Genomic DNA, 26,888 nt, shown 5'->3' with positions numbered 1-26,888 from the left:
TATGGATATTTTTAAAAACAGAAATTTTGTTCGTCTCTTTTTTGCAGCACTAGCTTCGCAAATGGGGACAACAGTAGGCAATATGGCGTTTGCCTTTTATTTGCTCGATCATTTTAGTCATCAGCCCGCCTATGCCACATTAGCAGAGCTCATGTATTCACTTCCAACGATCTTTGTCTTTTTTATGGTCGGTGTCGTAGCAGATCGTTTTGATCGTAAAAAAGTCGCAGAGAATTGCGATTGGATACGAGCTGGGCTGACGATTGTTTTATTCATTGTTATTTATTTCAATTCACTTCCACTTATTTTCTTGATCTTGTTTATACGAAGTGCCATTACGAAGTTCTTCTATCCAGCTGAAGCCTCTCTCGTTCAGGCGATTTTAAATAAAGATCAATATGCAAAAGCGGCTGGCTTAAATCAAATGCTGTTTAGTTTATTCATGGTATTTGGTGTTGGAATCGGTGCGATTATGTATAAGACAATTGGACTTCACGGTGCCATTACCATTGATTTGATCAGTTTTATTGTGTCAGGCATCCTGATTCGTACATGTAACATTCCAATTGAAGCACGTCAGCCAAATGGACAAGCAGGCTGGAGAGGCATGACCATTAAAACGTCTCTAAAAGATTTTAAAGAAGGCATTCTTTACATTATAAAAAATAAATTATTGGCTTCTTTAATTTTTGGCTTCTTTGTTTTTGGTCTAGTCAATGGCGCATTTGCTGTACTTCCGATGTTTACAATGAAATATGGCCTTTCACCGGACCATTTTGAACTGCATACATCATTCTTTACAATCGCGATCGGTGCCGGTCTACTTGTTGGCAGCTTAATGGGCTCTGTTCTCGCTAAAAAAGTAAAGATGCAATATCTCATGTCGCTTCCAATTTTGGTTGCAGGCATTCTGATTTTTGTACTTGGTTCCACGCATACACTATGGTTGTTTTATGTCACATCATTTGTCATTGGTACATGCATTGGCCCAGTCAACATTGTCATTGGCGGCTGGCTGCCGAGAATCGTCCATCCTCGTCTGATGGGACGTGTGTCAGGATGGGTTGATCCGCTTACCATGTTTGCTCAATCCTTGACATTAGGTTTGATTGCGGTACTATTTCCAAAACTCATTACAAACGTTTCTTATATTTATTACGGAATGGGCGTTATTATTTTACTCGTTTTCCTTTTTTACTTCTTTACACTGCCAAAGTTCAGCAGAGAAACTGACGACTTAGACGTGCAGCGTGAACTAAAAGGTCAGGGAGCGCAATAAATGAAGCAAAAAGGACTTTCTTCTATAGAAAGTCCTTAGATTGTTGACAAAGTGCTAAAATGATGTTTATTTTAGCACTTTGTCTTCTTTTCAGCGTGATAGAAAACCTTTGCAGTCTAGGAAGGACGAGCACTGGCGCGGAGCGAATTGAACATTCGTGAGCACCAGCGCGCAGACCTGACAACGAATGCGAGGGTTTGTCTACACGCTGAGGACTTTCTTCTATAGAAAGTCCTTTTTGCATGGCTGAAACAGAAACGGCGCTTATTTTTTCTGCTCATCGAAATGATTCGAAGCAAAATGAATGATTCTTTCAACTGCATAAATGCTAATAAATAGGATGAGAAATAGAAGCAAAGGATGAACGGGCCGATCATCTATCACGTACACAATGCCTCCAACGACAAATGCGACCAATAAAGGAGTTAACATATCTTCCAATCTAAACAGTCCTTTCTGTTCTCATTAACTTTGATCTTATAACATATTTTTCTTTGTATGAAATAAAAGAAATATGTATAAAATTGCAATATTTTTAGTTAAAAATCTTTACATCATTGGAAGTTTTATAGTAGGATAGTCAGGTTGGAGGTGAGGGGTATGCTAAAAAGTTATTATTTTATTCATACAAAAGATGATCAAGGTCAATATGTTGTACATACAGAAGATTGTGCATTTTTAGGTGATGCTGCAAGCCGTAAATTGATTGGTCTGCACATGAGTGGCGAAAGCGCCATTGATGAAGCTAAACAAATGACGAATGAAACTGATTTTAATGGTTGCTTCTACTGCGCTTATTCAAGTCATAAGAAATAGGCCATGTGATTAAACCATATGTTCGGGCATGTTGTCTGGCATATGGTAGATTTTCAAACACAACATGAATACAAATTGAGAAACTACCCATTTATTTAAAATAGGTAGTTATCACGAAGTAATAGTTCACTTCATATATATTTCATCCAGTCAATTCTTCTTGCAATGAAAATCTCTCTTTGAACACCCTTCCTTCTCATTTTTTCGGCTGATATAATGCCATGAATAAAATCATGTATACAATACAAGCTGTCCCAGCCCATTGAAAAAAACCAAATGGCTCTTTTAACCAAAAAACAGTCGTGACAACTGCCGCAAGGGGCTCGACACTTCCAATTAAGCTTGACTCTTTCGGTGATAAATATTGCAAACTTTCTATGTAAAACCAAAAAGCGATCATTGTACCAAATATGATAACAAACAATAAATAAACATACGCTTCAACAGGTAAATGTGACAGATTTATCTTCCATGGCGGATGGACTAAGCTAAGGGCAGCTCCCCCAATCAGCATCGCCCAGCCGACAACGACTAGAGAATCAAATTCTTTTAACAGATTGATTGGATATAGCGTATAAAACGAAAGAGCTACAGCAGACAGTATTCCCCAAACCACTGCGACAAATGGAACGGTTAATGTTGAAACAGAACCATTCGTCAATAAGAGAAACATGCCCATGAACGCCAATGACACCGTCAGCATATCTCTTTTGGTAAAAGTAGATTGGCGGCGAAGTACTAAATACATGATAATCATAACAGGGGCCGTATACTGCAGAAGCGTCGCCACAGCTGCATTCCCAAGTTGAATGGATGCCATATAAGTATATTGAACAGCTAGCATGCCCATTACTCCAAATATAAGGACTTGCATGGCCGTCCTCTTCTTTTGCCACACACCAATTAGTTGCGCTCGTTCTTTTGTCATGAAATGAACAAATAAAAGCAGTCCACCTGAAATAAGCAGCCTGACAGTCACAAGCCAATTGACATAAATCCCATATTGCTGAAACAATTTTTGTGAAACCGTTCCTCCTACTCCCCAACAGATGGCACCAATCAGCACAAGCAAAATTCCCTTATTTCTATCCATTTCATTCTCCTCAACTCTCAAACAATCATGATAATATAGTTGATAGTAGTTCACTTTGTTACATATTGATATATCAATTGAACATAAAAATAAAAGAATATTGAGGAGAAACATGAACAATCATCATTTTCTTATTGACTACAATTTGAAAGAATTAACGGAGCATTCTACTACGACCTGGTCTATCGCTCTTTATCATACGAAAATTTGTGATCATAGAAGCGGCCATATCCCTCTTCACTGGCATGACGAATTTCAATTTGTTTTTATTTTAGAAGGGGAAGCTGAATTTCACATCAATGAAGAGACGATATGTTTGAAGGAAGGAGATGGCGTATTCATCAATTGTGGCTGCCTGCATATGGCAAAAGATGCGAATGGGACAACTTGTACATATCTTTGTCTAAACGTTTCCCCACATTTCATCACAGCTAATGAATTATTTACCACTTTCGTTCATCCTTATATGCATGCGAGTCAGACACCTTATATTTTATTGAACCGAAAAGACCACTGGCCAAATCATATCTATCAATGTATTCAAACCATTCAGCGATTAATTGATGAAACTCCAGCATATTATGAGCTTGAACTCAACATTCAACTCATCACCATGTGGAAATGTTTATTACAAAATGGCTTTCAAATAAAATATGATGCACGGCAGCATGATAAAAATGAACGGATGAAACCTATGCTGAATTGGATTCACCAGTATTATCATGAAAAGGTGCATCTTCAAGATATCGCTCGAGCAGGTCAGCTAAGCCGATCTGAATGCTGCAGATACTTCAAAGATATTCTAAAGAAGACACCTCTTCATTATGTGAATGAATATAGAGTTCAACAAAGCCTCATCCTGCTTCAAGAAACAGACTTCAATATAACAGAAATTGCTTACAAAGTCGGCTTCAACAGCACAAGTTATTTTATTAGTATGTTTAAAAGAATAAAAAATACGACACCTTTAGCATATAGAAAATTAAAAGCGCCGCATTCTTTGTAACTGAAACAGATTGAAGAAAAATCATGATGGATAGATACTAGTGTCTTTGCACACCATTCTGTATTTTTATATACAGACACGTTTTAGAACCGTCATGAATGGCTATTGTATATTGTAAATAAGAACAATGTAAATCCTATCGCTTTTTACAATAAGTCTATTTGCAATTTACTAATAAAAATCTAACGGGTTACCAAACGTACGTTCCAAATCGATTTAAGCATTGATATGACAGTCTTCCTCTTATTCACTTAAATTTCACCTTTCTAAAGTCAACTATATGATAGTATTCTTTTGAGGGAAGTTTGGGGGGGATTTGGGGGAAGTTTAAAAAGGACAGACGTAAAAGGAGCGCAAAATGAACATAAACAAAATAAGATCATTCCTTTATAAAACATCAAAATACCTGGGTGACGTAAACGCCGTTCAAAAGGGTACTATAGGCAAACGTATCATGCGACGTGCTGCGGGTAAAGCATCCGGAAAGCTAATGAAAAAGATATTCAAATAAAAAAAGAAGCCCCCGAAAAGGGCTTTTTCTAATGGATTTTTCGAAACAGATACTAGTTTTATTTATAGGAAACTAAATGAATTAACTCTAATAATTATTTTATATTTAATTTCCAATAATGTTTTAAACTGATGGACCATCTGCAAATCTAGAAAATCGTATATTAGCAGCAGCACCTTGTATAGTAACAGCACCAACTACTCTTCCCGGAACTAACGATAAAGTCCTTGATCCAGTTGAGTTATTTTGCAGCGATATAGTAGTAGTGCTTCCTTCAAGAACTCTAATTATAGACCCACTTCCCATATTCCCTCCGCTTGTTGCTGAATTACCCACACCAGTTATCCTTACACCATTTTCTACCAAATTAAAAACACTAGTCCCAGTATTTTCTGCTGTATTTACATCATATTCCACATGATAAAGACCTGGTTGAAGAGTGAAAGTATCTGTTCCATTAAAGGTAATGTCATTTCCAATAATGCCATTTAAATCAAAACTAACTAAACCACCTGCTGGGACAGTTTCAGAAGTGTTGGCTTGTGCTGCAATAACTCCACTACTAAGAAAAGGTCCTGTTCCTGTGGCTCCGGTTGCTCCAGTCGCTCCGGTTCCCCCAGTGGCTCCCGTGACTCCTGTTGCTCCCGTGGCTCCCGTGGCTCCCGTGGCTCCTGTGGCTCCCGTGACTCCTGTTGCTCCCGTCGCTCCGGTTCCCCCAGTGGCTCCCGTGGCTCCCGTGGCTCCCGTGGCTCCCGTGGCTCCTGTGGCTCCCGTGGCTCCTGTTGCACCTGTAGCTCCTGTTGCGCCTGTGGCTCCTGTTGGTCCGGTTGCACCTGCATCGCCCGTGGCTCCCGTTGCACCTGCATCGCCCGTGGCTCCCGTGGCTCCTGTGGCTCCCGTGGCTCCCGTTGCACCTGCAACGCCCGTGGCTCCCGTGGCTCCTGTTGCACCTGCATCGCCCGTGGCTCCCGTTGGACCTGTAGCTCCTGTTGCGCCTGTGGCTCCTGTTGGTCCGGTTGCACCTGCATCGCCCGTGGCTCCCGTTGCACCTGCATCGCCCGTGGCTCCCGTGGCTCCTGTGGCTCCCGTGGCTCCCGTTGCACCTGCATCGCCCGTGGCTCCCGTTGCACCTGCATCGCCCGTGGCTCCCGTGGCTCCTGTGGCTCCCGTGGCTCCCGTTGCACCTGCATCGCCCGTGGCTCCCGTGGCTCCTGTGGCTCCCGTGGCTCCTGTTGCACCTGCATCGCCCGTGGCTCCCGTTGGACCTGTAGCTCCTGTTGCGCCTGTGGCTCCTGTTGGTCCGGTTGCACCTGCATCGCCCGTGGCTCCCGTTGCACCTGCATCGCCCGTGGCTCCCGTTGCACCTGCATCGCCCGTGGCTCCCGTTGCACCTGCATCGCCCGTGGCTCCCGTTGCACCTGTAGCTCCTGTTGCGCCTGTGGCTCCTGTTGGTCCGGTTGCACCTGCATCGCCCGTGGCTCCCGTTGGACCTGTAGCTCCTGTTGCGCCTGTGGCTCCTGTTGGTCCGGTTGCACCTGCATCGCCCGTGGCTCCCGTTGCACCTGCATCGCCCGTGGCTCCCGTTGCACCTGTAGCTCCTGTTGCGCCTGTGGCTCCTGTTGGTCCGGTTGCACCTGCATCGCCCGTGGCTCCCGTTGGACCTGTAGCTCCTGTTGCGCCTGTGGCTCCTGTTGGTCCGGTTGCACCTGCATCGCCCGTGGCTCCCGTTGCACCTGCATCGCCCGTGGCTCCCGTGGCTCCCGTGGCTCCCGTGGCTCCTGTTGCTCCACTAGAACCGGTGGCTCCGGTGGCTCCCGCACCCGCTATCAACGTGTAATCTGGTGATGTTCCTGGCGTGCCAGTTGGAGATGGCGTGTTTACAATATACGTACTACCATTATTCGTCACCACTTGACCTACTGGATAACCTGGTGCTGCTCCTGGATCGAATGGCACAATTCCTGTTAGTCCTACTCCGGTCGCTCCGGTTGGACCCGTTGCTCCTGTTGCACCAGTCGCTCCATTAGAACCGGTGGCCCCTGTCGCTCCGCTTGAACCGGTCACTCCATTAGAACCGGTGGCCCCTGTCGCTCCGCTTGAACCGGTCACTCCGGTTGCACCAGCACCCGCTATCAACGTGTAATCTGGTGATGTTCCTGGCGTGCCAGTTGGAGATGGCGTGTTTACAATATACGTACTACCATTATTCGTCACCACTTGACCTACTGGATAACCTGGTGCTGCTCCTGGATCGAATGGCACAATTCCTGTTAGTCCTACTCCGGTCGCTCCGGTTGGACCCGTTGCTCCTGTTGCACCAGTCGCTCCATTAGAACCGGTGGCCCCTGTCGCTCCGCTTGAACCGGTCACTCCGGTTGCACCAGCACCCGCTATCAACGTGTAATCTGGTGATGTTCCTGGCGTGCCAGTTGGAGATGGCGTGTTTACAATATACGTACTACCATTATTCGTCACCACTTGACCTACTGGATAACCTGGTGCTGCTCCTGGATCGAATGGCACAATTCCTGTTAGTCCTACTCCGGTCGCTCCGGTTGGACCCGTTGCTCCTGTTGCACCAGTCGCTCCATTAGAACCGGTGGCCCCTGTCGCTCCGCTTGAACCGGTCACTCCGGTTGCACCAGCACCCGCTATCAACGTGTAATCTGGTGATGTTCCTGGCGTGCCAGTTGGAGATGGCGTGTTTACAATATACGTACTACCATTATTCGTCACCACTTGACCTACTGGATAACCTGGTGCTGCTCCTGGATCGAATGGCACAATTCCTGTTAGTCCTACTCCGGTCGCTCCGGTTGGACCCGTTGCTCCTGTTGCACCAGTCGCTCCATTAGAACCGGTGGCCCCTGTCGCTCCGCTTGAACCGGTCACTCCGGTTGCACCAGCACCCGCTATCAACGTGTAATCTGGTGATGTTCCTGGCGTGCCAGTTGGAGATGGCGTGTTTACAATATACGTACTACCATTATTCGTCACCACTTGACCTACTGGATAACCTGGTGCTGCTCCTGGATCGAATGGCACAATTCCTGTTAGTCCTACTCCGGTCGCTCCTGTGACACCTGCTGGACCTGCTGCACCTGTTGGACCTGCTGGGCCTGCTGCACCTGCTGGGCCTGCTGCACCTGCTGGGCCTGCTGCACCTGCTGGGCCTGCTGGGCCTGCTGGGCCTCTTCTTCCAGGCGGACCTTGAATAACACACACACAAGGATCCTTTCCACAGCATGGGTTTTTCCTTACTCTCTTACAGCTATCACACTCCCAGCCGTAATCTTCATGCGTGTCATACCAATTTCCTCTTTTATTAGATGTACATGATTTTCCACAATGTCTACATCTTTTCATAAGATCACCTCAAGTACATACTATTCAATAATCTGATTTTGGTTCTGATCATTTAACCCTAATTATGTTGATTTAGACATTTTATTATTGATAAATATGTATAATGTTCTTTTTCTTATATAGTTTTCAAAATAGCGATAGTTGGAAATTAAAATAAATGATACCCCTCCAAAAGAAAAGAAAAATAAGATAAAGACAAAAAAAAGAAAAGACCTCCCCATAGGAGAAGTTTCTTTTCCATATGAGGTTAAATCATCAAAGGTGTAAACATGCGGTCTGTATACTATATGTAAGTGGAATGGGAAAAGTGATTATTTACAAATTTGAGTTATAACCACTAGGAGATTTGGGCAAAATATGACCTGGAAACCTCCTCTAATGCTTGTGGATAGAAAAAGACCTCATTTGATGTGAGATCTTTCTTATTTTAATGCTTTTTGAAGAGCTGCTTTAGTCTTTGGACCATAAATGCAATCAGAAACAAGCCCATGCATGAGCTGAAATCGTTTGACCGCATCCGCTGTTTTTGGCCCATAATAACCATCAACACCGTTATTTTTCGCTCCTTTGTCCGGGTAGTAATACACAGGGGCTAGGGCTTCTTGTACGGCTTTTACTGCTGACCCCTTTGTAAGAGGCTTTGTAACTTTTAAAATACCTATTGACAAGCTATATGACTTTTTAGGAGGTTTGGAAGCTGCTGTTTTGGATGGTTCTGCTTTTGTTGGTTTAGCAGACGGCTTTTTATTTGTGTTAGCAACGGCGATCCCGGCTTTGAAGCTGTCCCAACGATTGAGCAACTTACGAGGACATTCTTTTCCACTCCAATGCTTATGCGGCACAATGTTTGACAATGGAATGCCTTGTTCCTGCATTAACTGTCTAATAAGCCATTGAGCGTTCTCGATTGCCTTTTCAAAGTTTCCGTCAGCATTCTCACAAATTTCAATTCCAATTGATTTCATGTTTCCCGTGCCTCTGCCATCCCCTGCGTGCCAGCCGTTTTTGTTTAACGGTAAATGCTGATAGATCATATTTTCGTCCACAGTGTAATGCCAGCTTACCGCTGTGTTTGAACATTTCACAAAACTAGCGTGACTTGCTGCGTTTGCGCCTTTGGCTGTATTCGCGGTGTTATGAACCGTGATATATAAAGGCTTCATATAGTTGCCTGGTCTGTTGCGGTTACTCTTTGAAATATAATCTTGAATGATTTTTACCATTGTTCATCTACTCCTTAAAATTGTATTAGTATTAAAAAAAGCCGCCTGGGGCACCGAGTCAAAATAGGAGGAGCAATATGAATAACAATTTACAAGTAATCGAACAAAACGGACAACTTTTGGTAGACAGTCGAGAAGTGGCTGAAATGGTTGATAAAAGACATAAGGATTTATTAGAGGCTATCAGAGGTTACGAGAAATATTTGATAGGCGGAAATTTCCGCCCAACTGATTTTTTGTCCCGAGCACATACAAAGACAAACTTAATCGAGATAAGCCTAGCTATTTTATTACTCGTAAAGGATGCGACATGGTTGCTAACAAAATGACAGGAGAGAAGGGCGTATTATTCACTGCTGCATATGTGACCCAGTTCAACGAAATGGAGCAGAACCTACAAAACTTTTCTAATCTTAGCCCGCAGCTTCAACAGATGATTCGACTTGAGCAAAGACAGAACGAAACAGATGAGCGGATCGGTAAGCTAGAAAACAATTTATCTATCAATGCGTATCAACAAACAGTCATTCAGAAACGAATTAACAAGCGTGTGTATGAGCTTGTCGAGCGATATGGAGAAGATGAAGAAGTCAAACGTCGTATGTTCACGAGCATTCACCGAAATTTTAGGGACGCTTTCGCAGTGCCTACATACAAGGATTTAAGAAAGCTAGACTTTGAGGAAGCTATTTCATGGATAGGCCCGTTGATCTAATCGCATAGCTCAAATTTGAGCCGTGCTCAAGTACCAACATGGTAGTCATATTCATTCCCCAAATTTGGGTGGGATTCAATACGCTCAACAGTCGTTTGATAAGCCATTTCCAAAATTATTGGAAAATAGTTTGAAATCATATGTGTCGTATGAAGAGAAGAAGCAAAAAGAGCAGAACCACAAGCACCTGAAATAATTTCTTTGATGTACTCTTTATCGGATAATTTTTTCTTGTCAGCTTCATCAAATACCTTTTGTATTCCATCTTGTAAAGCAGTTATTGCGGCATTCATAGCATCTTTTTGAATCATCTCCATATCATTTTCTAATTGTTCAAATGATGCAAAATCACTTTTGTCGAATTTCATCTTTTCACCCCCTATCTAAACAGATAGGAACATTATACCAGTGTAATAGATTTGCAAAAAGATAGAATTGAAATATTTTCTAAAAATTGAACCAATCCAAAAATGGATTTGTTAAACAGGAGGATAAGACAAATGACAACAATCACAACATGGAATAAGAGACTCAAGAAGGTTTACAGAGAGGTAAAGGAAATTGAACCGCTCTTAATCGCTGCTATTAAAAAGTATGAAAGCATGTATTCACACGGAGCTAAAAAAATCATGCAGTCCAATTTGAAAGAGATTATGGCAGGAGTGCCAAAAGAAGAAGCCATTGAATTATTGGGTCCTAAGTTGCTAGATATGTTCGAGTGGGACGATATTCTTCCAGTGGTGAAATACAGCAAATTCAACGCTTGGATTTGGTCTAAACGTATTCAAAGAGAACTAGATCAGCAGGATGAAGTCATTAGGTATTATCGAAATCGCCTATGGAGAATCCATTCTTTACTTGAAAAATTAGAGGAAACGTGCCCCTAGCACTGACGGCGTAAGAAGATTTCATACTAATTAGTCGGACTAACGGAAAACCTATATCACCTAACTCACTTAACTACACTGTCAATGCTGTTGCTGATAAACAAAAACTAAAGAAAATTACCGTTCATGGTTTAAGACATACTCATGCGACTATACTGATAAGCAAAAGAATACCAGTCAAAGTTATTGCTGATCGTCTTGGAAATACTCCTCAAATTGATTAATGACATATATAGCCATACTTTCGAAGAATTAGAAATAGAATCTGTTGAAGTTTTTGAAGAGGTTATGAATTTATAATTTGAGGAAGTATTGGGGGAGATATTGGGGGAGGTTTTAAAACATTAAATTTTTAACCCCCCCTAATCCCTTTATACCAAAGGTTTTCTTTTTACAATAAGTCTATTTGCAATTTACTAATAAAAACGTATAATTTATACTAAGCACAGGAAGACGAAAGACAAAGGAGAGAAAAAATGGACGATTATGCTCATACTAAAGACATAGAACCTACAGCAGAAAACATCGCAAAAGCCATTTATACTGTTAACCGTCATGCTAAAACCGCACCAAATCCCAAGTTTCTTTATCTTTTGAAAAAACGTGCGCTGCAAAAACTATTGCAAGAAGGTAAAGGAAAAAAAGTGGGCCTACATTTCTCTAACAATCCCAAATATAGTCAACAACAGTCCGACGTGCTGATTGAAATTGGAGATTATTATTTTCACCTGCCACCAACCAAAGAAGACTTCGAATTTTTGCCACACTTAGGAAATTTAAATCAATCATATCGCAATCCGAAAGCGAATATGTCATTAAACCGAGCAAAGCAACTGCTTCAAACGTATGTCGGTTTAAAAGAAAAACCTACCGCCACAAAACAAAAATCACATTATACAAAGCCCGTCTTCAAACGACTCGGGGAAAGTTATTTTTAAACAAAAAACCACTCATGACGAGTGGTTTTTTCTTTAGATAATAAAATGATCAACCTTTTCAATGAGCTGATGAATTTCTGGTTTACTAATTTGATCATCAGCACCGATTGTTTCCCCTTTATGCCGCAAATCTTCAGTGATTAACGAAGAGAAGATGAGAATCGGTATGGAACTCGTTAAAGGGTTTTCCTTTAGCAGTTTTGTTAATCGGTGACCATCCATTTTTGGCATTTCAATATCCGTAATAATCATATCAATTTCTTCTGTCACAGTGATTCCTTTGCTAACAAGATCCATGACGTGATCATATGCCTGTTTGCCATCTTCAAAGGTCACAATGTTTTTATAGCCTGCTTCAGTTAATTCATTTGATAATAAACGCATGAGAAGCGGAGAATCTTCAACGACATATAGCTTCTTCCCTGTTCTTCTTTCGTCTTTCTCACCGTCAAACATATGGTACGTTTCTACACCAGAAGCCGATTCAATATCATAAATGATTTTTTCATAGTCTGGAAGGAACATCATTTTCCCATCAAGCTTAATAATGCCTGTTAAATGACGTTCCATACCTTGATTGAGTGCAGTTGGCTTTTCAATCTCTTCCCAGCTGACGCGGTGAATTTGTGAAACCGTTCCTGTATGGAACACAAATTTCCGTTGGTTGAATTCAGTCACGATATACTTCTCTTGTTCGGACTGATCTGACTCGACATTAAAAAAGGAAAATAGATTGATGACTGGCAAAATCTCGCCTCGTAAACTAATCATACCTTCTACGTCTTTGTGAGAGTGCGGTACAACAGTCAACTCTACCGGCTGAATAATTTCTCTTACTTTCATCACGTTAATGCCGAATTGATTTGAACCAATTTCAAACTTTACAATTTCCAATTCATTTGTACCAGAATCAAGTAAAATTTCTTGTTTGTTTAAAGCCACGGAAATCCCTCTATTCTTCAATATAAGATTGTACTTTTTATATCGGCAGCCTAGGTAAAAAGTTGACGTTTCTTTACGCTTTCTCTCGTACGAATTGATGAATCACAAGTCCTATCGCTGCGAGAATGAGTAAAGACCCTAGCGCAAGACGGCTTGCGAGGTTTCCGTGCTCTGCAAACAGCAGAGTGACTGACCCATAAATGATGGGTCCAATAATGGAAGACACCTTCCCTGAGAATGCAAAGAGACCAAAAAACTGTCCTCTCTTTTCCTTTGGTGTCAGCTCAATAATCAATATTCGAGATGCCCCCCAGCTTGCGCCGAGTGAAATACCGAATAAACTGCCAGCCACCCAGAAGATCCATTCTGTTGTGGCTGTCACAGCCAGAATCAGGGCAACGATCAAAATCACATACACGACTGTAATTGAGCGCTTTGCCCCAATCGCTTTTGTGATATATCCAAATAAAAAGGAGCCAATGATACTTGAAATGGTCGACACAAGATAAAGCAGAATAAATTGTCCTGCAGTAAAGCCAATGATGATTTTGGCATACACAGCCATCATCGCAATCGCTGTCTGTAAGGCATCATTCATAAAAAAGAAAGCAATCATAAAGATAAAAGCCGGCTTGTAATGCTTCATCTCTTTAAACGTGCGAATAATTTCTTTATATCCGCTGAAAAATGACGCCTTTTTCTCTGGCTGCGGCAGTGGATGAGGGTCTTTTACAAAAAAGAGAAATGGCAGGAAAAAGAGAAAGAATAATAGTGCTGTCGGAATAAATGCTTCATGAAATTGGTCATTGCCAACAAGTAAATAAACTGTGAGACCAACAAGTGTCCCTAAATAACCAACGGCAATGCCAAATCCAGAAATTAGTGGTATTTCATCCTTTGTCCCAAGATCGGGCAGGATGGTGTCATAAAACACTAGGCTCGAGTGATAGAAAAATTTTGCAATCACAAACAAGGTGACCACTACTAATAAAGAGACAGGCAGCCCAAACCATTCGGATGAGAAATCAATTCCAGCAAAGATCCCCATCAAAAACGTACAAGCTATACATATTAGAGTAAACACTGTGATGTAGCGCTTCTTTTTTCCTGTACGATCAATCAGGACTCCATATAATGGTGTGAAAATGACGAGGAAAAAACTAGCTAGTGCGTTTGCATAAGATATAAATGTACTAGCGATCTGATCCATTCTCGCACTGTCTCCGATCGTTTCCTGCAAGTAGAACGGGAAGAAAATGGTGATCATATTCGATGAAAATATCGTATTTGCAAAGTCATACAATGCCCAGGCCAAAATGGGTGCTGTCAAAAACAGCCCGAAGCCTGCCCCTTTTTTCTGCATGGTCTTTTTCCCTGTTTTCAATCGTTTGTCTCCCTTCCCTGCCTGATTTTTCACTATCATTCTATTTTATGTCATACGTCCCTCTTCCATACAAGCAATCTATACAAAAAGCACCTCTTACGATTGAGCAGAGGTGCTTTTTTTCATTATTTCTTCACAACAATGGTACTTGCAATTAAATCGTGAAGTGCTTGTTTTTTCTCTGTGAAAAAGGCAATGATGTAGCCAATATATAAGATTGGAGACAAAAAGCCTTTTGCAAAGAAGCGGCCTGTTGCACGGCCGAATGTCACTTTTTCGCCCGTTACTCTTGTCACTTTAATCCCAAGAGCCATCTTACCAAGCGTTCCTTGTAGTTTTGATGATTCCATGATGGCGTAATAAAGCCATGTCACCACAATACCGATCAAGATCGCTCCTATATAGAAAAAGATAAGTCCCATAATCACTGCCCATTCCTCATCTGTCATAACAGTTGTTGAATAGTAATAGCTGTCGTCATCCATCATCAATGCTGCCTCTGGACTTGAGACAAAAAAGAGTGTTGCCAAAATAAACATGATAAAAGAATATGGTACGCCGATGATGATACCATCCAAAAGGTGTGCAAGAAAACGATAGCCTACGCCTGCTAGCTCAGGATGCTTCTTTTCTTGAATGTGTGGTTCTGTTATGTTTGTTTCCATCCTATTTCTCCTTTATTATGTATGTTTTCTATAAATTTCTTATAATCATTCGTTATTATATCTTATGAATATCGCAAGATCAATGTAACTTTACACTTTTACATATATTTTAGATCAGTTCATCCTCAATGATTTATGTGAATAAATACTGAAAATTTGTGAAAATCATGGCATTTCTAGTTCTTTTACCTCCTGATTTTTTAACATTTTGTGATATTTTCGTCTTGTTTCCATTCTGCTGTTGACAATCGTTCTTCACATGGTACAATAGTCAAGGATTTTTTAAAGAAAGGTGTTCATGATGGGAACTGTCGTACGATTAAAGAACAATGAAATGACTGTGATTGAAGATATTTGCGAAGCTGATTTTTTAGACATGAAGCATGATTTGTCAAATGATGACGCAGCTTATATCTCTTGGTATGAAGATTACGATACTGCTTATGGATATTGATTTCATTTCATAGATGAAGCGTAAAAAAAGGCGATACAACCTAAGTTGGTTGATCGCCTTTTTTACGTTTGTGAAGTCCTTTCACTTTCAGGTTCTACATGAATAAAGATTTGTGCATGCGGAAATTCTTGTAAAATCTTCTCTTCAATTCGATCACATAATTGATGAACATCTTCAATCGTTGTCTTGCCATCTACAATCAAATGAAAATCAATATATTCCTCTGCACCGGATCGTCTTGTTCGAAAGTCATGATATTCGATGAATTCTTGACTGAATCCTTGAATGATTGCTTCGATCGATTGTTCTTCCTCGGGCGTTAGCCGGGCGTCTACGAGCGGCGGGAAGGCTTCTTTCATGAGTTTAAATGCTTCACGCATAATAAAGAGAGCAAGTATCATTCCAATGATCGGATCTAAGAAATACCAGTCGGTTAATGCGACGAGCAATAAACTGAATGCGACCCCTAATGACGTATACACATCTGTTAACAGGTGCAATGCATTCGATTTCATGGCGACAGAATGTACTCGCTCTGCCTCTTTGTTCACAACCTTCGATACGATAAAATTGATGAGCGCGCCTATCAGCATCACCACAATGCCAAGCACAGGCAGCTTGACTGGCTCTGGATGCATTAGTTTGTGAACACATTCGTAGATGATCCAAATGCCCGCAACGAAAATCAGCAAGGTCTCAATCGTTCCAGAAATATTTTCGACTTTTCCGTGTCCATAAGGATGTTTAGAATCTGCTGGCTTTCTTGAAATACGAACAGAGATAAATGCAATAAAAGATGCCATTAAATCGAGAAAAGAATGAATGGCTTCTGATAAAACCGCAACAGATCCCGTAAGCAGACCCACTATGATCTTTAAGATGACAACAAATGTGTTACTTATCACGGATAGAAACGCTATTTTTGATGTCTTCGCTGATTGTTCCATTTATCGTCCTCCTTTAGGAGATCGTATGTCTATGAAAGCAATTCCCATGACCCTGATTCTCACGTTCTTTCAGTTTACGCAGTTGTGACGTTTTCTAATCATGTTCACCGCAGCCTGTATTTTCTCGTGAGGTTACGCTATAATAAATGTTGCTCTTTCTTCAATATATCACTCATGCTGTGATGAATAGGAGAATAGACTACAGATAATGATATCCAGTGCCTTTCGCAGGTGACATTTATGCAGTGAATGGTAAAATAGGATAAAAACATAAATTTTTAAGGTGATGAGAAATGGAGCATTTGCTGAATCCAAGAGTAAAGGATATTGAAATTTCAGGCATTCGAACATTTTCAAATCTCGTATCGTCATATGAGGATGTCATTTCTTTGACGATAGGCCAGCCCGATTTTTATACGCCGCATCATGTCAAAACAGCTGCAAAAGCAGCCATTGACGAGAATTTTACTTCGTACACTCATAATGCTGGTTTCCTAGAGCTAAGACAAGCAATCCAGCACTACATCAAGAAGAAAGTCAACCTTGATTATGATGCAGAGTCAGAAATCATTGTGACAACAGGTGCAAGTCAAGCGATTGATGCCGCGTTTCGAACCATTTTGTCAGAGGGTGATGAAGTTATTTTACCTGGACCTGTCTACCCTGGCTATGAACCGATCATTCGAATGTGTGGCGGGAAGCCCGTACATATCGACACAACGAATGCTGGCTTTAAATTAAATGCCAAGCTGATTGAGGATGCATTAACGGAAAAGACAAAGTGTGTTGTGCTTCCTTATCCTTCAAACCCAACTGGTGTCACGCTTTCAGAAGAAGAATTGAAAGAGATTGCCCAGCTCCTTGAAGGAAAAGACATCTTTATTTTATCCGATGAAATCTATAGCGAGCTGACATTTGACCGGCCGCATCATTCAATCGCTTCTTTCTTAAAGGAACAGACCATTGTGATTAACGGACTGTCTAAGTCTCATAGCATGACCGGCTGGAGAATTGGCTTTTTATTTGCTTCAGCTCCCATTGCTAAACATGTATTAAAAGTACATCAATATAACGTGTCTTGTGCCTCGGCTGTCTCACAAAAGGCGGCACTTGAAGCTGTGACAAATGGTGTGGATGATGCACTCATCATGAGAGAGCAATATAAGAAAAGGCTCGATTATGTATATGATCGGCTCATTTCTATGGGGCTTCCGGTCATTAAGCCTTCTGGCGCTTTTTATATTTTTCCATCCATTGAATCGTTTGGGATGAGTTCCTTTGATTTTTGTATGGAGCTGTTAGAAAGTACAAGACTCGCTGTCGTACCAGGGTCTGCTTTCTCTCCACTTGGCGAGGGGTATGTGCGTCTATCCTATGCTTATTCACTTGAAACACTGAAAGAAGGACTTGACCGCCTAGAACAATTCGTTCTCGAAAAACGTTCCATTCATTTAACAGACTGAAACAACGGCTCTCCTGCCGTTGTTTTTATTTTGCAGGAAACATGATGTGAAATGCGGTGCCCTTTTCGGGATGACTATCCACACGGATCGTGCCGTTGTGATTTTCTAAAATATTAAATGTCACCATAAGGCCAAGTCCAGTCCCTTTTTCCTTTGTCGTTAAAAAGGGCTCTCCTATTCGCTTCATGACCGATTCAGGAATACCGACCCCTTCATCACGAATGGTAACGTGGATTCCATCTCTTTCTGCTTTGGCCGTAATGTCAACCTTCCCTCCGTCCGGCATGGATTCTACGGCATTTTTGATTAAATTGATAAACACCTGCTTGAGCTGATTTTGATCCCCGTTCATCAGGAGACCCTCTTCTATCTCACTAGTATTCATTAAAATGCCATTTAAGTTCGCTTGTGTTTCTAATAAAGCCGTGACTTCGCTGATGATTTTTTTCAAATCTAGTGTCTGCATCGATGCCGTTTGCTGCGGTTTTGCCAGCATGAGCAGCTCACTTAAAATAATTTCTATCCGGCTCAGTTCAGAGAAAACAATCTCGAAATATTGATCCCGATCTTTTGTTTGCGGTTTAATGAGCTGCAAAAAGCCTTTGATGGCAGTCAATGGGTTTCTGATCTCATGTGCAATGCCCGCAGCCAATTGGCCTGCGATCGATAATTTTTCAGATCGGAGCATGAGCTCTTCTGTCTGCTTACGTTCGGAGATATCTCTTAAAATAATTTGAACGGCTGTTTCTCCAAAAAATGTAGTTGGGATACACACCATTTCTGTATAAATCAGCTTGTGTTTAAACGTATGACAGCTCATCGTGACAATCTCAGAATCTGATGCTCTTTCAATAATACGTGATATGCTTTTTTTCACTTTTTGCTGGTCACATGAATGGATTTGATGGAAAATATCTTTTCCTATTAATTTATCGTAATGCTCGGCTTCAAATAATTTAATGCCTGATTCATTCATAAACACCCATTTGTGATCATGAATAACCGCAATCGTATCAATGGAGTTTTGGATGAGCAGCTGATACCGCTCACGGCTTTTTTGCAGAACGGTTTGAAATTTCTTACGGGATGAGATGTCTACTAATAGCAAAAGCTCTGCCCGCTGATTTTGATAGATCGTTGGTGATGACTTCACTTCGATATGAATGCTGCTTCCATCTTTCCGTTTCCAAATCTGTTCAATCATTCCGACTGGAAGACCTTGCTGCAGCCTCGTAATTCGGCTTCTCACAATGTCATGGTACTCCTCAGCAATAAAGTCAAATGCAGTTTTGCCGATCATGTCATCTCTTGTACTTACCCCCATTAATTGAAGCATCGCATCATTCGCATAAACAATTTCCCCTAAAATCGTAATACATAACGGATTTGGCAGCATGGCAATCAATTGTTCAGCTTCACTGACATGTTGGAAAGCCGGCAGACTGCCTAACGACTGTTCTGACACTTCTGATGTTGTTTGAAATGCTGCTTTTTGCGGTTCAGCGTCCAGCACCCTCATTTTAAGGATCATTTCTCTACTTAATTCACTGTCTAACTCATCACAAGCAACAAAATCAATACTAGCTTCAATCCATACAGCTGTTAGGTCACTTCTAAGCAGCCTAAAGTGGGAAATCTCTAGCATGTGCTGATTGTAGAAATAACTCTCGACGAGAAATTGATCTTCGGTATGAACAAAGTCTTTCAAAAAACACCCTAGTAAATCCTTTTGTTCATAGAGCAAAAGCTGCTTACAGTTAGAAGAAATGTAGAGAAAGCGGCCATTAGAAGAAAGAACGGCATGTAAATCAATATTCGAATAAAGCTGATTCGAATCTTTCATTTTTTGTTCCATCGTCGTCCGACCCTCCTTTTCATTTTTTAGGGTTGTCCTTAGATTGATGTATAAAAAAGATTCGCTAGAAAACCCGTATTTTCCTTCCGTCATCGAGGGAAACGTCCATATTTTCAGCAAAAAAGAGCACATTCTCTTGCTGTGCTCTCTGCTGTTTACTGCTTTTCGTATTTCTTTTGTAATTCAACGTACTTATCAATAATTTTACTTGGGATGGTTTTAATGACGGAATCTTTGTCTGAGACATAAGGGGTTACGACACTAAAAGCCACCTTCGGATTGGACGATGGATAATATCCCCCAAAGGTTAAATTGTACGTGGCATTTCCCCACCAGCTGCGGTTAGCACCATAGTAAAAGGTTTGGGCCGTCCCTGTTTTTCCTGCGACATCATGCTGACCAAAGCGGCCAGCGGCAGTACCGCCAGTCGATGTGACCATTTTCAGCCCCATTTTGACGCGGTCAATATCTGCTTTTGAATTGTTAATCGTGTTCAGCACCTTCGGCTCATATTTTTTCACGACTGGGCCTACTTCATTCTTCTTCGTTGGAAGGTGAACGCTTTTCACCACTCTTGGCTGAACGCGATTTCCTCCATTGGCGATCGTCGACATGTACTGGGCAACTTGAAGCGGTGTATACGTGTCATACTGGCCAATTGCTTCATCGAGCAAAAGTCCGCCGACCGTCTTCGGATGTGTCTGCATCCCGCTTGATTCCTGCGGCAAATCGATCCCTGTTTTCACACCAAGACCGAATTGCGCATAGTAGTTTCTCATTTTTTGCAAGTGCTCAGGTCTTGCTCGTAACGGACCATTCTTTTGATAGTTAATACCTGCCATTCTCATCGCCACATGAAACATATAGACGTTCGAACTTTTTTGGAGTGCCCGCAGATCGTTGACCCATCCTAGATTGTTGTAAGACTTCTTAGGCTTTCCACTTCCTGCAAAATAGAGCGGTGTATCCATATAGGATTGGTTGTGCGACATACCGTCTTGATAACCAGAGAGGACAGTAGCTCCTTTGACAACAGAGCCCATTTCGTACTGGGTCGTAAATGTTCCGATGGCATAATCAGTGACGTCTCTGCCGTCCATTTTCTTGCCAGACATCGCAAGAACATCCCCAGTGTTAGGGTCCATCATCACGACAAATGCACGGTCCATCATATAGTTTCTCGCACTAGCGGATCTAAGCTCTGATTCGACGATCTTGTCGACTTCCTTTTGCAGTTCCATATCAAATGTCAGTGCAAGATCAAGCCCTCTTCGTCCCTCTGTCCGCTTGATTTCATCGAGCAGCTTCCCGCCAACCTGAGTATATTGAACGGTCGCTTTCTCCGGGTTCAGAAAATCCTCGTATTGATACTCTAAATAGCTCTTCCCTACTCGGTCATTACGTGAGTAGCCTCTTGCCATATAGTAATCTTCACGCTCTTTTATAATCCCTTGCTCTGGTGTGGTCACACCGCCAAGTACATTATAAAGGGTCTTCTCATACGGATATTTTCTTGTCCAATCATTGATGACATTCACACCAGGCAGTTCATCAAGATGCTCTGACACAAGTGAAATCTCTTCATAGGTCAAACTCACAGATGATGTCTGCTTTGACTCTTTTGTTTCATCGAGTAAAGCAACTTTTTCGTCCCCTTTTTTCTCTTCATTTGGGTCCATTGCTTTCACGATTTGAGGCTCAAAGGCATATCCGCCTGTAAATCGACGATAGATCGCTGCAACTGCTTTTTCCTCTGCATCTTTTTCGATCGCCTTAACTTCTTTCTTAGGCACACGCTCTACTTGAAGCGGATAGACATCTTTTGCTTTAAGATTCTTTTGCTCTGCTTTTGAAATGAGCTTATCCGCTTCTTTCGGATGGCTTGCCAGCCAAAAATCTCGAATGTCACGCTCTCTCAAAAAATCAGTATCCATTTTTATATAAGTCGCAAGTTTTCTTGCTACCTTAATCTTATCTTTCGCTTTCACACCGCTTTCTGATGTATAAACGATGGCAGGTACACTTTCATTATCAACGACGACTCTTCCTCTCGCGTCATACATTTTTCCTCTCGGAGAAGGGTATGATGCTGTTTTGACCTCTGTTCGGTTTGCTTGCTTTTTATAATCCTCACCATTGACGATTTGCAGCACACCAAGCTTGATCACAAGCACAGCAAACAAACTAAAGACAGCGAAGAAAAAGAGATTAATCCTCCAGGCGTTCCGGCGCTTGAATTTTTTCTGCTCGGCACCACCTTGATGCTGTTTCTCTCCCACTTATGTAGCTCCTCTCATCCTTTCAATCTTTTACAATTACCACTCATTATTGTAACACTTTTGTAATAGTTGTTACAGCGAAACAAGTGAAAAAAAAGCTGTCAATCCCTATTATGCAAAAAAATATACTAACACTTTAAAATATTGGTATGTTTATGTCGTTTTCATTAAATGGAAGAATTCCCTATCCTTTGATATGAGGCGGGTTTTTTTGTGACTTTAACAAAAATGACAAACAGGCATTGTCAATGGAGGATGCTGGTACGTTTATAACAAAAAGTCCATGTTATGATTTTCTGTGAGAAAACAAAACAAAGATTTTAGGAGGAGTTACAATATGAAGAAGAAATCATTCTTTTTTTCAGCGCTAACGGCTGCTGCACTCATCACATTTACTGGGGGACATTCAGCTGATGCGAAGGAGCTTAACCTGAAACAAGTAATACATGTACAGCATCAAACCATTGATCTTCATACATTAGCTACAAAATTACATATCTCTTCAGATGTAAACAAGCTAAGCAAGTCGAATCAAAAAGAGATCGAAGCTCTTTTAAACAAGCTCATCAAAAGCGGTCAACCTGTTACTGGCACAAAAGTGGTGAAAGAAGTAAACAAAGCAAAAAATGAACAAAAACAAGAATCAGTGAAAAAACCTACTGCGTCTAAACCAAATGCGCCAGCAAAACAAAATACAAACAACAATAACAATACAAAAGCTGATCAAAAAGACACAACAGCAGCAAAAGCAGACAGCAGCTTGAATGCATTTGAAAAAGAAGTCGTTGAGCTTACAAACAAAGAGCGTGCAAAGCAAGGATTAAAAGCACTTTCTGTTGATTCAAAGCTAAGCAAATCTGCTCGCGCAAAATCTCAAGATATGAAAGATAAAAACTATTTCTCTCATACAAGCCCAACTTACGGATCTCCATTTGATCAAATGAAGAAATTCGGGATCACTTACAAAACAGCAGGTGAAAACATTGCCCAAGGACAAAGATCTCCTCAAGAAGTGGTGACTGCTTGGATGAACAGTGAAGGCCATAGAGCTAATATCTTAAACAAAAACTATACACATATCGGTGTTGGTTATGTGAAATCTGGCAACTACTGGACACAGCAATTTATTGGAAAATAATATCAAAAAAACCTGTCCCTCATTGGGGCAGGTTTTCAATTTGTCTTCTTTTTAGCGTGATTGAAAACCTTCAAAAAATGAGAGGGTTTGTTTACACGCTACAATCTGTCCCATCTACGTGGGACAGATTTTTTATTTCACCCATAATTTATATATACTTTGGGTGCCGCTGTTTTCTTCTCCCTGCTCACTCAGCTTTTCATAAAGTGACTTTGCAAGTGAGAGTCCTGGCATTTCTTCTCCCATCAGCTCTGCTTCTTCAAGTGCAATGCCCATATCTTTAATAAAATGCTTCACGTAGAACCCTGGCTCGAAATCACCTTTCAGCATTCTTGGTGCAAGGTTTGACAAGGACCAGCTTCCTGCCGCGCCCGTTGTGATGCTTTTGAGCACGTGCTCTGGATCAAGTCCTGATTTTTCGGCATAGGCCATAGCCTCTGCGACACCTATCATGCCTGCTGCAATCGCAATTTGGTTACACATTTTGGTATGCTGGCCACTTCCTGCAGGTCCTTGATATTGAATGTTTTCGCCCATTTTCTCAAATAAGGGCAAACACGCTTCATAGGCTGATTTTTCTCCGCCAATCATAATCGCAAGCGTTGCATTTTTTGCGCCTACGTCTCCGCCAGAAACTGGTGCATCTAATGCAAACAGCCCTTTTTCTTTCGCTTTCACTTCAATTTCTTTTGCCAGCTGAGGCTTCGATGTCGTCATATCTATCAGATAAGTACCAGGCGTAGCATGTGCCACAAGCCCCTCTTCACCTAAATAGATTTCTTCTACATCTGATGGATATCCTACCATTGTGATGACAGCATCTGCATGTTGTGCAATTTCCTTCACTTCCGGCTTCCATGATGCGCCTTTTTGAATGAGTGCATCTGCTTTCGCTTTTGTTCTTGTATAAACGAGAACTTCATAACCTGCATCCATTAAATGTTCTGCCATACTGCGTCCCATTACACCAGTTCCAATAAAACCAACTGTTTTGATTTGTGTCATCACTTGTTCCTCCTTAAAGAGACTTTGTCAATCCACCATCAATGATAAGTGTTTGACCTGTCATATATGTACTTGCTTCAGATAAAAGAAAAGCTGCATATGCTGCAAATTCCTCTGGCTGTCCATAACGGCCAAGCGGAATCGTACGTTCAGCCTGTGCTTTGATTTCTTCAACCGTTTGGTGCTCTACCTGCGCGCGGTGCTTATCTAGCTGTTTGACGCGCTCTGTTTCAATTTTCCCTGGGGCTAACGTATTAATCAAAATACCATCCTTTGCAAGCTCCTGAGCGGCTGTTTTTGTCCAGCCGGCAATAGCCGGTCTAAAAGTATTTGACAGCATTAAGCCTGGGATCGGTTCTTTTACTGACATAGACGCAATGTTTAACACGCGTGCACCGTGTTTTTTCAAATAAGGCAAGGCCTCTTTTAATAATCGAATATAGCTGAGTAAATGAAGCTGAAATGATTCCATCCAGTCTTCATCTGTTAAGGTTTCAAGCGTCCCTGTTTTAAGCCCGCCTGTATTGTTCACAAGAATGTCTACACACTTCTCATCACCAGCTGCCGCTTGAACTAGCGCCTTGATTTGCTGCGCGTCAGACACATCACATACTTGATAAGTCAGCTTTCCTTTTACAAGCGGAGATAATTCTTTCACCGTTTCTTTCAGCGTGTGCTCATGCCTTCCTGAAAGCATCACATCTGCTCCCTCTTTTGCTAGAGCAAAGGCAATCGCTTTTCCGATACCTTGACTGCTTGCAGCGACCAATGCTTTTTTTCCAGATAAATTGACATTCATGTCAACACCTCCTCTGCTTTATTTTATCATACAAAAAGAACCTTGCTCACGTCGCAAGGTTCCTTTCCGCTTCTTTACAGCTTAAACCGATCTACTGCCTGACGTAATGCATTGCTTGATTCGTTCAGCATTTCAGTCGAGGTTTTCGTTCTTTCTAAAACTTGGACTTGTTCATCTGTAGACGCATGCACTTCCTCAGCTGAAGCCGCCGATTCTTCTGAAATTGCAGCAATGCTTTGAATGGAGTCACTCATCTTCTGCTGTTCTTCTGTCATTTCATTGATCTGTGTATGAATGCTGTCAATTGTACCGACAAGTGCCTGCATTTCCATTGTGATGCTGCTCAGTGCCTCACCTGTTGCATTAATGGCGTCACCTTGTTCCTCATTCATCTTGCTTGCTGCTGTCATCGCTTCAGCCGCCTTCTTCGATTCATCTTGAATGAGTTTGACGGTTTCACTAATGTGTTTGGTTGATTGCGCAGATTGTTCAGCAAGCTTTCTGACTTCTTCTGCAACAACAGCAAATCCTCGTCCGCTTTCTCCAGCTCTCGCTGCTTCAATGCTTGCATTCAGTGCAAGTAAATTCGTTTGATCCGAGATTTGAGAGATGGCTGTCACCACGTTTTCGATATTTTTCGTTTTATGCTCAAGGTCTAGCAGCATTTGCTCTACCTTTTTCGATTCTTCGCTCGCTTGTGTTGATTTTTGAACGAGCACACCAAGTGCATCAAGCCCTTTATAGCTTGCATTTTCAGATGATTTTGAGTTGGTTTGCATTTGCGTGGCAAGCTCACCCATATGGCGCACTTTCTCATACAGTTGCTCTGATTTCTCATTAATTGTTTCTGCATCTGATGCCTGTTTAGACGCGCCTGTTGCCACCTCTTGAATGGCGGTCGCAATCTGTTCGCTCGACAGCAAGGTTTCATTTGAAATTTGTGTGACTTCATCCGTTGATGTCACTACTTGGTCTGAAGCCCCTTTCACTTTTTCAATTAACTCTCTGATTCCCTCAGTCATTTGGTTAAAGCTCTTTGTGAGGATACCAATCTCATCTTGAGATTTCGTTTCAAGTGAATTGGTTAAATCACCTTCAGATACTTTACGCACATGCTCGATCAGACGCTTGATTGGCGTTGTAATGCTTTTTGCTAATAAGAAACTGAGAATGATCGCAAGAATAATGGCAATCACTGAAATAATGATGCTCGTCTGATTCATTTGTTCTGTGATCCAAAGCAGTTTCTTTTTCTCAAAGCTGACACCTATTGTCCAGTCTGCCTCTTTGATTTTAGAAATGACCGTCAGTTCTTTATTATCATCAATACCGGAATTGTCGATCGCTTTTTTTACAGAAGCAACTTTTGATATGTTTTTTCCTTGCTCAGTTGGATGTGCCAAAATCGTTCCTTTGCCATCAACTAAGAAAGCAGTTCCCATATAAGGAATCTTTTGTTCCTTAATATATGATTGAATGGAAGACAGCTTCAAATCAAGTCCTGCGACGCCAACAACTTTTCCATTTCGCACAATTGCCTTGGTGGCTGAGACAACCATTTCATTCGTTGCTTTATCAATGTACGGATCTGTCCAGATGACTTCATCAGGCTTTTCAGCAGAATTAATAAACCAATCTCTCTTTGTTGGATCATATCCCTCGCCAAAATCAGATTCTGGGAAGGCAAACATTTTGCCGTCACTTGTTCCTATATAGGCAAGTGAGATCAGTTCATCCTGCTCCTGCAAGCCTTTTAGTTCATCGTTTTCAAAGGTTAATGTTTGTTTTGTTTGCTTTTGGGCAAAATCTTTTGTCAGTGTACTTGTTGCCAGTCTGTTTATTGTATCCCCGTAATTATCAAGCTTTTGAGCAATAATATCTCTCATGCTTTCTGCTGTTGCTGCTGTAGTCGTTTTTGCATCCCGTTCAATGAGTGGTGTCAATACTATGTTGGAACCCACTTGAACTGCCACAACGGTTAAAATTAAAATAACTGAGATAAAAACAGCTATTCTCACTTGAAGTTTCTTAAACATCTCATCACCCCTACATCCTACTTTCGTATCTTATTTTGTATATCGGCAAAATTGGTACCGCATTCAATAGTTGCAAGAAAATTTAAA

At 41.5% G+C, this 26,888-nt stretch carries 23 protein-coding genes and 1 pseudogene; 10 read left to right on the top strand and 14 right to left on the bottom strand.

The annotated features are described in order from the left end of the window. Window position 1 precedes the first annotated feature (1 nt). Window positions 2–1,279 carry an MFS transporter gene (locus MHI33_RS08215; RefSeq protein ID WP_044142063.1) on the top strand — a complete coding sequence of 426 codons (1,278 nt, stop codon included), beginning with the start codon at window positions 2–4 and terminating at the stop codon, window positions 1,277–1,279. A gap of 264 nt (window positions 1,280–1,543) precedes the next feature. Here the strand turns inward: MHI33_RS08215 and MHI33_RS08210 are convergent, their stop codons facing one another. Next, entirely contained in the window at window positions 1,544–1,720 is a 177-nt protein-coding gene (locus tag MHI33_RS08210; protein WP_181461993.1) for a hypothetical protein, read from the bottom strand. Between the two features lie 159 nt (window positions 1,721–1,879). On the opposite strand from MHI33_RS08210, the gene MHI33_RS08205 reads away from it, so the two are divergent. Further along, on the top strand, window positions 1,880–2,095 hold the full coding sequence (locus MHI33_RS08205; protein WP_003211341.1) for a hypothetical protein: 216 nt from the start codon (window positions 1,880–1,882) through the stop codon (window positions 2,093–2,095). A gap of 196 nt (window positions 2,096–2,291) precedes the next feature. On the opposite strand, the gene MHI33_RS08200 is transcribed toward MHI33_RS08205, so the two are convergent. Continuing rightward, entirely contained in the window at window positions 2,292–3,188 is an 897-nt protein-coding gene (locus tag MHI33_RS08200) for a DMT family transporter (protein ID WP_111912625.1), read from the bottom strand. 112 nt (window positions 3,189–3,300) lie between these two features. On the opposite strand from MHI33_RS08200, the gene MHI33_RS08195 reads away from it, so the two are divergent. Next, window positions 3,301–4,194, top strand: coding sequence for an AraC family transcriptional regulator (locus tag MHI33_RS08195; protein ID WP_340910583.1), 894 nt, complete (start codon window positions 3,301–3,303; stop codon window positions 4,192–4,194). A gap of 634 nt (window positions 4,195–4,828) precedes the next feature. On the opposite strand, the gene MHI33_RS08190 is transcribed toward MHI33_RS08195, so the two are convergent. Both MHI33_RS08190 and MHI33_RS08185 read right to left on the bottom strand, forming a co-directional pair. Beyond that, window positions 4,829–8,071 (bottom strand): hypothetical protein, encoded by a 3,243-nt coding sequence (locus MHI33_RS08190; protein ID WP_340910580.1) that lies wholly within the window; start codon window positions 8,069–8,071, stop codon window positions 4,829–4,831. A gap of 422 nt (window positions 8,072–8,493) precedes the next feature. Then, the gene (locus MHI33_RS08185) at window positions 8,494–9,294 is read right to left on the bottom strand and encodes a peptidoglycan recognition protein family protein (protein WP_340910577.1); all 801 of its coding nucleotides are present in this window, start codon (window positions 9,292–9,294) and stop codon (window positions 8,494–8,496) included. A 77-nt stretch (window positions 9,295–9,371) separates the two neighbouring features. Here MHI33_RS08185 and MHI33_RS08175 point away from each other — a divergent pair. Next, window positions 9,372–10,009, top strand: a pseudogene (locus MHI33_RS08175) (Rha family transcriptional regulator). A 26-nt stretch (window positions 10,010–10,035) separates the two neighbouring features. Here MHI33_RS08175 and MHI33_RS08170 read toward each other — a convergent pair. Further along, window positions 10,036–10,377, bottom strand: coding sequence for a hypothetical protein (locus MHI33_RS08170; RefSeq protein ID WP_340910572.1), 342 nt, complete (start codon window positions 10,375–10,377; stop codon window positions 10,036–10,038). Window positions 10,378–10,509: 132 nt separating this feature from the next. On the opposite strand from MHI33_RS08170, the gene MHI33_RS08165 reads away from it, so the two are divergent. The 3 genes from MHI33_RS08165 (at window position 10,510) to MHI33_RS08155 (ending at window position 11,834) form a co-directional block, all read left to right on the top strand. After that, the gene (locus MHI33_RS08165) at window positions 10,510–10,896 is read left to right on the top strand and encodes a hypothetical protein (protein ID WP_340910570.1); all 387 of its coding nucleotides are present in this window, start codon (window positions 10,510–10,512) and stop codon (window positions 10,894–10,896) included. A gap of 23 nt (window positions 10,897–10,919) precedes the next feature. Then, window positions 10,920–11,120 (top strand): tyrosine-type recombinase/integrase, encoded by a 201-nt coding sequence (locus tag MHI33_RS08160; RefSeq protein ID WP_340913793.1) that lies wholly within the window; start codon window positions 10,920–10,922, stop codon window positions 11,118–11,120. Window positions 11,121–11,372: 252 nt separating this feature from the next. Next, window positions 11,373–11,834: a YkyB family protein gene (locus tag MHI33_RS08155; RefSeq protein WP_003211256.1), complete on the top strand. Its 462-nt coding sequence runs from the start codon at window positions 11,373–11,375 to the stop codon at window positions 11,832–11,834. Between the two features lie 33 nt (window positions 11,835–11,867). Here the strand turns inward: MHI33_RS08155 and MHI33_RS08150 are convergent, their stop codons facing one another. The 3 genes from MHI33_RS08150 to MHI33_RS08140 all read right to left on the bottom strand — a co-directional run bounded on the left by MHI33_RS08150 (window position 11,868) and on the right by MHI33_RS08140 (window position 14,825). Continuing rightward, complete coding sequence (locus tag MHI33_RS08150; protein ID WP_044139813.1) at window positions 11,868–12,776, bottom strand: chemotaxis protein; 909 nt, start codon at window positions 12,774–12,776, stop codon at window positions 11,868–11,870. 73 nt (window positions 12,777–12,849) lie between these two features. Beyond that, entirely contained in the window at window positions 12,850–14,160 is a 1,311-nt protein-coding gene (locus MHI33_RS08145) for an MFS transporter (RefSeq protein WP_034620047.1), read from the bottom strand. Between the two features lie 125 nt (window positions 14,161–14,285). Further along, window positions 14,286–14,825, bottom strand: a complete 540-nt coding sequence (locus MHI33_RS08140; RefSeq protein WP_044139812.1) for an RDD family protein — start codon at window positions 14,823–14,825, stop codon at window positions 14,286–14,288. A 301-nt stretch (window positions 14,826–15,126) separates the two neighbouring features. Here MHI33_RS08140 and MHI33_RS08135 point away from each other — a divergent pair, with 301 nt between their 5' ends. After that, window positions 15,127–15,279 (top strand): hypothetical protein, encoded by a 153-nt coding sequence (locus tag MHI33_RS08135; protein WP_181462027.1) that lies wholly within the window; start codon window positions 15,127–15,129, stop codon window positions 15,277–15,279. A gap of 62 nt (window positions 15,280–15,341) precedes the next feature. Here MHI33_RS08135 and MHI33_RS08130 read toward each other — a convergent pair whose 3' ends face one another. Beyond that, the gene (locus tag MHI33_RS08130) at window positions 15,342–16,226 is read right to left on the bottom strand and encodes a cation diffusion facilitator family transporter (RefSeq protein WP_106067356.1); all 885 of its coding nucleotides are present in this window, start codon (window positions 16,224–16,226) and stop codon (window positions 15,342–15,344) included. Between the two features lie 293 nt (window positions 16,227–16,519). Between MHI33_RS08130 and MHI33_RS08125 the strand changes: the two genes are divergently transcribed. Beyond that, on the top strand, window positions 16,520–17,689 hold the full coding sequence (locus MHI33_RS08125) for an aminotransferase A (RefSeq protein WP_340910563.1): 1,170 nt from the start codon (window positions 16,520–16,522) through the stop codon (window positions 17,687–17,689). A 25-nt stretch (window positions 17,690–17,714) separates the two neighbouring features. Here MHI33_RS08125 and MHI33_RS08120 read toward each other — a convergent pair whose 3' ends face one another. Together MHI33_RS08120 and MHI33_RS08115 are read right to left on the bottom strand one after the other, a co-directional pair. After that, window positions 17,715–19,544, bottom strand: coding sequence for a PAS domain-containing sensor histidine kinase (locus tag MHI33_RS08120; protein WP_113767600.1), 1,830 nt, complete (start codon window positions 19,542–19,544; stop codon window positions 17,715–17,717). 155 nt (window positions 19,545–19,699) lie between these two features. After that, complete coding sequence (locus tag MHI33_RS08115; RefSeq protein WP_185106956.1) at window positions 19,700–21,823, bottom strand: peptidoglycan D,D-transpeptidase FtsI family protein; 2,124 nt, start codon at window positions 21,821–21,823, stop codon at window positions 19,700–19,702. Window positions 21,824–22,160: 337 nt separating this feature from the next. Here MHI33_RS08115 and MHI33_RS08110 point away from each other — a divergent pair, with 337 nt between their 5' ends. After that, window positions 22,161–22,961, top strand: a complete 801-nt coding sequence (locus MHI33_RS08110; protein WP_106067353.1) for a CAP domain-containing protein — start codon at window positions 22,161–22,163, stop codon at window positions 22,959–22,961. 132 nt (window positions 22,962–23,093) lie between these two features. Here MHI33_RS08110 and MHI33_RS08105 read toward each other — a convergent pair whose 3' ends face one another. The 3 genes from MHI33_RS08105 to MHI33_RS08095 form a co-directional block, all read right to left on the bottom strand. After that, window positions 23,094–23,966 carry an NAD(P)-dependent oxidoreductase gene (locus MHI33_RS08105; protein ID WP_126741513.1) on the bottom strand — a complete coding sequence of 291 codons (873 nt, stop codon included), beginning with the start codon at window positions 23,964–23,966 and terminating at the stop codon, window positions 23,094–23,096. A gap of 13 nt (window positions 23,967–23,979) precedes the next feature. After that, window positions 23,980–24,765: an SDR family oxidoreductase gene (locus MHI33_RS08100; RefSeq protein ID WP_340910558.1), complete on the bottom strand. Its 786-nt coding sequence runs from the start codon at window positions 24,763–24,765 to the stop codon at window positions 23,980–23,982. A gap of 74 nt (window positions 24,766–24,839) precedes the next feature. Beyond that, entirely contained in the window at window positions 24,840–26,801 is a 1,962-nt protein-coding gene (locus MHI33_RS08095) for a methyl-accepting chemotaxis protein (RefSeq protein WP_126741512.1), read from the bottom strand. Window positions 26,802–26,888 lie beyond the last annotated feature (87 nt).

Origin of the sequence: Bacillus sp. FSL K6-2971, assembly GCF_038006405.1 — a bacterium.
Classification (GTDB): Bacteria; Bacillota; Bacilli; order Bacillales; family Bacillaceae; genus Bacillus; species Bacillus pumilus.
The sequence above is the reverse complement of the archived record's forward strand: the minus strand, read 5'-3'. Positions and strand labels throughout refer to the sequence as shown.

Excerpts from the sequence above, each read along its gene's own strand:
- MHI33_RS08110 (WP_106067353.1), top strand. The coding sequence starts at position 22,161 with ATGAAGAAGAAATCATTCTTTTTTTCAGCGCTAACGGCTGCTGCACTC.
- MHI33_RS08215 (WP_044142063.1), top strand. The coding sequence starts at position 2 with ATGGATATTTTTAAAAACAGAAATTTTGTTCGTCTCTTTTTTGCAGCA.
- MHI33_RS08100 (WP_340910558.1), bottom strand. The coding sequence starts at position 24,765 with ATGAATGTCAATTTATCTGGAAAAAAAGCATTGGTCGCTGCAAGCAGT.
- MHI33_RS08130 (WP_106067356.1), bottom strand. The coding sequence starts at position 16,226 with ATGGAACAATCAGCGAAGACATCAAAAATAGCGTTTCTATCCGTGATA.
- MHI33_RS08095 (WP_126741512.1), bottom strand. The coding sequence starts at position 26,801 with ATGTTTAAGAAACTTCAAGTGAGAATAGCTGTTTTTATCTCAGTTATT.
- MHI33_RS08205 (WP_003211341.1), top strand. The coding sequence starts at position 1,880 with ATGCTAAAAAGTTATTATTTTATTCATACAAAAGATGATCAAGGTCAA.
- MHI33_RS08135 (WP_181462027.1), top strand. The coding sequence starts at position 15,127 with ATGGGAACTGTCGTACGATTAAAGAACAATGAAATGACTGTGATTGAA.
- MHI33_RS08190 (WP_340910580.1), bottom strand. The coding sequence starts at position 8,071 with ATGAAAAGATGTAGACATTGTGGAAAATCATGTACATCTAATAAAAGA.
- MHI33_RS08170 (WP_340910572.1), bottom strand. The coding sequence starts at position 10,377 with ATGAAATTCGACAAAAGTGATTTTGCATCATTTGAACAATTAGAAAAT.
- MHI33_RS08185 (WP_340910577.1), bottom strand. The coding sequence starts at position 9,294 with ATGGTAAAAATCATTCAAGATTATATTTCAAAGAGTAACCGCAACAGA.
- MHI33_RS08200 (WP_111912625.1), bottom strand. The coding sequence starts at position 3,188 with ATGGATAGAAATAAGGGAATTTTGCTTGTGCTGATTGGTGCCATCTGT.
- MHI33_RS08155 (WP_003211256.1), top strand. The coding sequence starts at position 11,373 with ATGGACGATTATGCTCATACTAAAGACATAGAACCTACAGCAGAAAAC.
- MHI33_RS08140 (WP_044139812.1), bottom strand. The coding sequence starts at position 14,825 with ATGGAAACAAACATAACAGAACCACACATTCAAGAAAAGAAGCATCCT.
- MHI33_RS08195 (WP_340910583.1), top strand. The coding sequence starts at position 3,301 with ATGAACAATCATCATTTTCTTATTGACTACAATTTGAAAGAATTAACG.
- MHI33_RS08125 (WP_340910563.1), top strand. The coding sequence starts at position 16,520 with ATGGAGCATTTGCTGAATCCAAGAGTAAAGGATATTGAAATTTCAGGC.
- MHI33_RS08165 (WP_340910570.1), top strand. The coding sequence starts at position 10,510 with ATGACAACAATCACAACATGGAATAAGAGACTCAAGAAGGTTTACAGA.
- MHI33_RS08120 (WP_113767600.1), bottom strand. The coding sequence starts at position 19,544 with ATGGAACAAAAAATGAAAGATTCGAATCAGCTTTATTCGAATATTGAT.
- MHI33_RS08105 (WP_126741513.1), bottom strand. The coding sequence starts at position 23,966 with ATGACACAAATCAAAACAGTTGGTTTTATTGGAACTGGTGTAATGGGA.